At 61.0% G+C, this 6,001-nt stretch carries 5 protein-coding genes and 1 pseudogene; 2 read left to right on the forward strand and 4 right to left on the reverse strand.

All coding sequences use genetic code 11. From position 1 onward, the window contains the following. Positions 1–123: 123 nt before the first annotated feature. Both HQL98_14315 and mutS read left to right on the forward strand, forming a co-directional pair. Complete coding sequence (locus HQL98_14315; protein ID MBF0273221.1) at positions 124–648, forward strand: hypothetical protein; 525 nt, start codon at positions 124–126, stop codon at positions 646–648. Continuing rightward, a complete protein-coding gene (gene mutS, locus HQL98_14320; GenBank protein ID MBF0273222.1) occupies positions 645–3,260 on the forward strand; it encodes a DNA mismatch repair protein MutS in 2,616 nt (871 codons plus the stop codon). Before HQL98_14315 ends, mutS begins: the two co-directional genes overlap by 4 nt. Before the next feature lie 119 nt (positions 3,261–3,379). On the opposite strand, the gene HQL98_14325 is transcribed toward mutS, so the two are convergent. From HQL98_14325 to HQL98_14340, 4 genes and pseudogenes are all read right to left on the reverse strand, one after another. Next, positions 3,380–3,775, reverse strand: a complete 396-nt coding sequence (locus tag HQL98_14325; GenBank protein MBF0273223.1) for a flagellar protein FlaG — start codon at positions 3,773–3,775, stop codon at positions 3,380–3,382. Between the two features lie 14 nt (positions 3,776–3,789). Continuing rightward, on the reverse strand, positions 3,790–4,611 hold the full coding sequence (locus HQL98_14330) for a flagellin FliC (GenBank protein MBF0273224.1): 822 nt from the start codon (positions 4,609–4,611) through the stop codon (positions 3,790–3,792). Between the two features lie 170 nt (positions 4,612–4,781). Continuing rightward, the gene (locus tag HQL98_14335) at positions 4,782–5,603 is read right to left on the reverse strand and encodes a flagellin FliC (protein ID MBF0273225.1); all 822 of its coding nucleotides are present in this window, start codon (positions 5,601–5,603) and stop codon (positions 4,782–4,784) included. 212 nt (positions 5,604–5,815) lie between these two features. Next, positions 5,816–5,977 (reverse strand): annotated as a pseudogene (locus HQL98_14340) (flagellin FliC). Positions 5,978–6,001: the final 24 nt, after the last annotated feature.

The following is a 6,001-nucleotide window of genomic DNA, read 5'->3' on the forward strand; positions in this document are numbered from 1 at the left end:
GCAGTCGAAAAACTGGCAGATTCCCAGTGAAAGGATTATAGTCACATCACAAGGTCGGCATGCCGCAGCCTCAGCGACCCGGCCCAATCCCCAATCAACAGCCGATTGCCCAGGATGCCCACTGTGAACAACCTGCGAATCCTGCTTCTGGCGGCACTGGCCGTCTTTGTGGTCGGAGAGTTTCTGAACCAACGGGAATCCGATAGCATCTCTTCGGATACCCTCTTCACCCTGGCCTTTCTCGCCTACATCTGGCATGTGTTGAGCCGCAACCGGGGCGCCACGCCCCCCACCCGCAACACCCCCACCCCGGAATCGACCGAACCCGCCACCACCCTCTCCTCCCCGGCGGCGGCCCCACCCGTGCCGACGCCATCCCGTGGCTTTTTCGCGTCGATGCCGATCCGTCCCGCCTCGGGCCGGATGATCCAGCACAAGCTTCCCTGGTCGGTGGTGGATCAAGGCCAACCCGTGGGTCAATTCCGCCATGTACCGATTCCGGCCTGGATCCGCACCTCGGATAACCGTCACGCCGACTACGCGGGCATCGCCCTGACCCCTCCCCCGGATGGATGCGTCTGCCTGGAGATCCCGGATCAGGCGGAATTGATCCTGCCTCCCGGACTGGTCTACGCCATTCGTTCATGAGTACGCCTCCACATACCCCGGCCATGGCCCAGTATCTGGCCATCAAGGCCGATCATCCGGGCATGCTGCTGTTTTACCGGATGGGGGATTTTTACGAACTGTTCTTCGATGACGCCAAGGAGGCGTCGGAAATCCTGGATGTCGCGTTGACCCAGCGGGGACTTTCGGCGGGGGAGCCGGTACCCATGGCGGGCGTTCCGGCCCGGGCCCTGGATGAATACCTGAAAAAAGCGGTCCTGGCGGGTCGCAAGGTGGCCATCTGCGAACAGATGGAACCCCCCGGTACCAGCAAAGGTCCACTGCGTCGGGCCGTGGTGCGGGTGGTGACCCGGGGGACCCTGACCGAAGAAACCCTGCTCGCTCCCCGTCAAGACAACTTTCTGGTGGCCCTGTGCCCCCCCCTCGACCGGACCGGAACACGCCGGAAAACCACCGGCGACGTGGGTGTAGCAGCGCTGGAGTTGTCCACGGGTCAATTCCAGGTGGGTGCCCCCGGCTCCTGGGATGAGGCGGCGGCGGCCCTGTCGGCGTTGAATCCGGCGGAGATCCTGCTGCCCCGGGGATGGGAGCCCCCCGAAGCCCTGATCCCGTGGCCGGAACGGATCACCCGACGTGCGGAATGGGTATTCGATCCCCTGCAAGCCGCCAACGCTCTGAAAGACCATTTCCGCGCCGCCACCCTGGATGGATTCGGCATTGGGGACTCACCGGTCTGCGTGGCGTCCGCCGGGGCGTTGATCCACTACTGCCGGGAGACCCAGCAGGGTGCCTTGGTCCATGTGACCGGCCTGACCCGCACCCGCTCCAACGAGGTAATGATCCTGGACGACGCCTGCCGGCGCAATCTGGAAATCAATGCCACCTTGCGCAACGGCGAACGCCGGGGAAGCCTGCTGGGGGTGCTGGATGTGACCGCCACCCCCATGGGCGGACGACTGCTTTCCCAGTGGCTGAACCATCCGTTGCAGGACGCGGCCCGGATCCGCGCCCGTCAGGCGGGCGTGGCCCGACTGCTGGCAGACCACGCGGCGCGGGACACCATCCGGGAGGAACTCAGAGGGGTCCACGACCTGGAACGGCTGGTGGGTCGGGTGGCCATGGGACGGGCTTCGCCACGGGATCTGGGGGCGTTGCGGGACACCTTGTCCCGGCTGCCCGCGCTGGTGGCCCTGGTGCCCACGGCAGAACCAACCGCCATCCAGTTGCTGGCACTCGTCCAGCAGCTCACCGGCCACGAAATCCTGCGACAACGACTGACCGCCACCCTGACCGAATCCCCCCCATTGCGCCTGGCCGACGGTGGCGTGATCGCAGCCGGGGTCCATGAGGAGCTGGACCAGTGCCGTCTGCTGGCCGTGGACGGCAAAGGGGTACTGGGAGAGCTGGAAAAACGGGAACGGGAACGCCTCGGCATCGCGTCTCTCAAGATCAAGTTTCATCAAAGTTTCGGCTACACCCTGGAGGTGCCCCGCACCCAGACCGCCAAGATCCCCTACGACTACCGCATCCAGCAGACCATGACCAACTCGGTGCGTTATGTCACGCCGGAACTCAAGGAACTGGAAGAAAAAATCCTCAACGCCGAAGAGCGCATGACCGCCTTAGAGGCGGAACTGTTCGCCCGACTGCTGGCGGAGGTGGCGGAGGAAACCCCGGGATTGCAACGCTGCGCCCAGGCGCTGGCCACCCTGGATGTGCTGGCGGCCTTCGCCCATCTGGCGGAACGCCACGACTACCGCTGTCCGGAGATCAACTCCGGAAACGGCATTCACATCCGGAACGGACGCCATCCGGTGGTGGAAAGCCTGAATCCACGGGAGTTCACCCCCAACGACACCCACCTGGATGCGGATGACAAACGGGTGGCCCTGATCACCGGCCCCAACATGGGGGGCAAATCCACCTTCATGCGTCAGACCGCCTTGATCACCCTCATGGCCCACACCGGCTGTTTCGTCCCGGCGGAAGAGGCCCGCATCGGCCTGACCGACCGGATCTTCACCCGTGTGGGGGCGGCGGACGATCTGGCCGGAGGACAATCCACCTTCATGGTGGAGATGACCGAGACCGCCTATATTCTCAATCATGCCACCACCCGTTCCCTGGTGATCCTGGATGAAATCGGACGCGGCACCTCCACTCTGGATGGTCTGGCCATCGCCTGGGCCGTGGTGGAACGGATCCACTCCGCGATCCGCTGCCGCACCCTGTTCGCCACCCATTTCCACGAATTGACCCAACTGGAGTCCCTGCTGCCCGGACTGTTCAATCTCACCGTGGCCATCAAGGAGACCCATGACGGCATTCTCTTTCTGCACACCATCGCACCCGGAGCCGCAGACCGCTCCTACGGCATCCACGTGGCCCAGTTGGCCGGCCTGCCCCGTTCGGTGACGGAACGAGCCAGCGAAATTCTCACCCGTCTGGAGTCCGTCGCCCCGCAACACCGTCCGGCAACGATACCCCCTCCCCCGGCCCAACGCCAACTTAACCTGTTCAACGATCCGGATCCCCCTTTGGTACGGGAACTCAAAGCCATGGATATCGACGCCTTCTCCCCGCGTCAGGCCCTGGAGGCGTTGTACCGGCTCAAAAAAATGATCCCCCATTGAACCAAACAAAAAGGGGATTTGGAGACCCCATCTCCAAATCCCCTTTTTCATTCGACTCGCATGCATCATCCCCCTGGCGACACACCATCCCATGGTGTCGCCAGGGTTTCACACCGTTTTCAGACAGCGCTGCCGAAGAGCATCCCCTCCAGATCACGCATTTGCTTGACCAGATCCACCATGCGTTCGCCAGGAAGCTGACGAATGATGTTCTCGGTCCCCTGATCCACCACCGACACCACCACCTGCTTGAGCTCCCGGTCCATTCCAAAACGCAAACTGTTGAAACCGCTCAAGGATTGAGTAATCTCCTCCGCCAGTCCCTTGAGGGACAGCTTGCGCGTCTCTTCCGGACGCACTTCCGCCGCCGCCAGGGACTTTTCCGCCTCGTATAGACTGTTATCGAACACACTGCTGGTCCGATAACGACCGGGAGTGACACTGGCTGATCGCAGCCTGCTTTCCACCCGATCTCGCGATCCTCCGACATCCAGAGTGTTGACAATGCTTTCCATGGTACGCTCCGTTCCTACTTCAGGAGTTGCAGCGCGATTTGCGGTTGCTGATTGGCCTGGGCCAGGATGGCCGTGCCCGCCTGTTGCAGAATCGAATTGCGGGTCAGGTTGGCCGACTCCGCCGCGATGTCCGCATCCATGATCCGGGAACGGGAGGCGGAGGTGTTCTCCGACACGTTGGACAGATTGGCGATCACCGCCTCAAAACGATTCTGGAACGCTCCCAGATGGGCACGGATGTCCGACACCGAATCCAACGCACTGTCCAGGGTATCGATGGCCGTGTTCGCCAGAGCATTGGTGGACACCACGATGGCGTTGACACCCAACTTGGTGGCCGTGGCCCCCTTCACGCTCATCGAAATGTTCTGGTCCTTGTCCGCCCCCACATGAAAGACACGGGCCGTCTCCCAGTCGCCGTTCAACAGGCTTTGATTGTTGAACTCCGTCTGATCGGCGATGCGGGTGATCTCCAGGGCCAACTGGTCGATCTCTTTTTGGATGTCGGTACGATCCGTGGTGGTCAACGTATCGTTGGCCGCCTGCACCGCCAATTCACGCATCCGTTGCAAGCCGTTGCTGGTTTCATCCAGAGCGCCTTCTGCCACCTGCATCATCGAAATGCTGTCATTGGCATTGCGGGTCGCCTGGTTGATCCCACGAATCTGGGCCGTCATCCGGGTGGCGATGGTCAGACCCGCCGAGTCATCCTTGGCACTGTTGATCCGCAGACCAGACGAAAGACGCTGAAACGTGGTGCTCAACGACCGGGTGGTACCGTCCAGCTTGCGTTGGGCGTTCAAGGCGGCAATATTGGTGTTGATGCTGATTGACATGATTCTTCTCCCTTTGGAAACAAATCATTTGTTTCCAAAACAAAACCAACAAAGGTCCATCCATGGAAAAAAGATGGGCTGTTCTTTTTAACGGGTCAGCCCGGCCCGCTTGCTCCCGGACCCCCGACAGGACAACCTGCCACTGTCGGGGGTATCGGTCTGGATAAAACTTAACGCAGCAACTGCAACGCGATCTGCGGTTGCTGATTGGCCTGGGCCAGGATGGCCGTGCCAGCCTGTTGCAGAATCGAATTGCGGGTCAGGTTGGCCGACTCCGCCGCGATGTCCGCATCCATGATCCGGGAACGGGAAGCCGAGGTGTTCTCCGACACGTTGGACAGATTGGCGATCACCGCCTCAAAACGATTCTGGAACGCTCCCAGATGGGCACGGATGTCCGACACCGAATCCAACGCACTGTCCAGGGTATCGATGGCCGTGTTCGCCAGGGCATTGGTGGACACCACAATGGCGTTGACACCCAGTTTGGCGGCCGTGGCCCCCTTCACGCTCATCGAAATGTTCTGGTCCTTGTCCGCTCCCACATGAAAGACCCGGGCCGTCTCCCAGTCGCCGTTCAACAGGCTTTGATTGTTGAATTCGGTCTGAGAGGCGATGCGGGTGATTTCCAAAGAGAGCTGATCGATCTCCGACTGGATGTCATTCCGATCCGTGGTGGTCAACGTATCGTTGGCCGCCTGCACCGCCAGTTCACGCATCCGCTGCAAACCGTTGCTGGTCTCCTCCAAAGCACCTTCCGCCACCTGCATCATCGAAATGCTGTCATTGGCATTGCGGGTCGCCTGGTTGATGCCGCGAATCTGAGCCGTCATCCGGGTGGCGATGGTCAAACCGGCCGCGTCATCCTTGGCACTGTTGATCCGCAGACCCGAAGAGAGTCTCTGGAACGTGGTGCTCAACGATCTGGTGGTCCCGTCCAACTTGCGTTGGGCGTTCAAGGCGGCAAGATTGGTATTGATGCTGAAAGACATGGTTTCCTCCATTGAAACGAATCATTCGTTTCGGATCAAAAAATACTCCATCCGTCCCTGGCAAGAATGTGGGGCGCTCTTTTCAACGGGCCGCCCCAACCCGCAGATCCTCATGAAACCTTCAACCCGATAGAAAATGGGCAGCGGGTCGGATCACCCGCGACACCCTCTTGAAACACTCACTTCCGTGACCACTCCAACGCAACCCCGCCTTACTTCAACAGTTGCAGCGCAATCTGCGGTTGCTGATTGGCCTGGGCCAGAATCGCCGTACCCGCTTGCTGCAAGATGGTATTCCGGGTCAACTCCGCGCTTTCGTTGGCGATATCCGCATCCGTGATCCGCGAACGGGCCGCGGAGGTGTTCTCCGACACGCATCATCGTGAGTGTGTCGGCAG

Source organism: Magnetococcales bacterium, assembly GCA_015231755.1.
In the GTDB taxonomy this organism is placed as follows: Bacteria; Pseudomonadota; Magnetococcia; order Magnetococcales; family Magnetaquicoccaceae; genus Magnetaquiglobus.

Coding starts and splice junctions, on each gene's coding strand:
- mutS (MBF0273222.1), top strand. CDS start 645: ATGAGTACGCCTCCACATACCCCGGCCATGGCCCAGTATCTGGCCATC.
- HQL98_14325 (MBF0273223.1), bottom strand. CDS start 3,775: ATGGAAAGCATTGTCAACACTCTGGATGTCGGAGGATCGCGAGATCGG.
- HQL98_14330 (MBF0273224.1), bottom strand. CDS start 4,611: ATGTCAATCAGCATCAACACCAATATTGCCGCCTTGAACGCCCAACGC.
- HQL98_14335 (MBF0273225.1), bottom strand. CDS start 5,603: ATGTCTTTCAGCATCAATACCAATCTTGCCGCCTTGAACGCCCAACGC.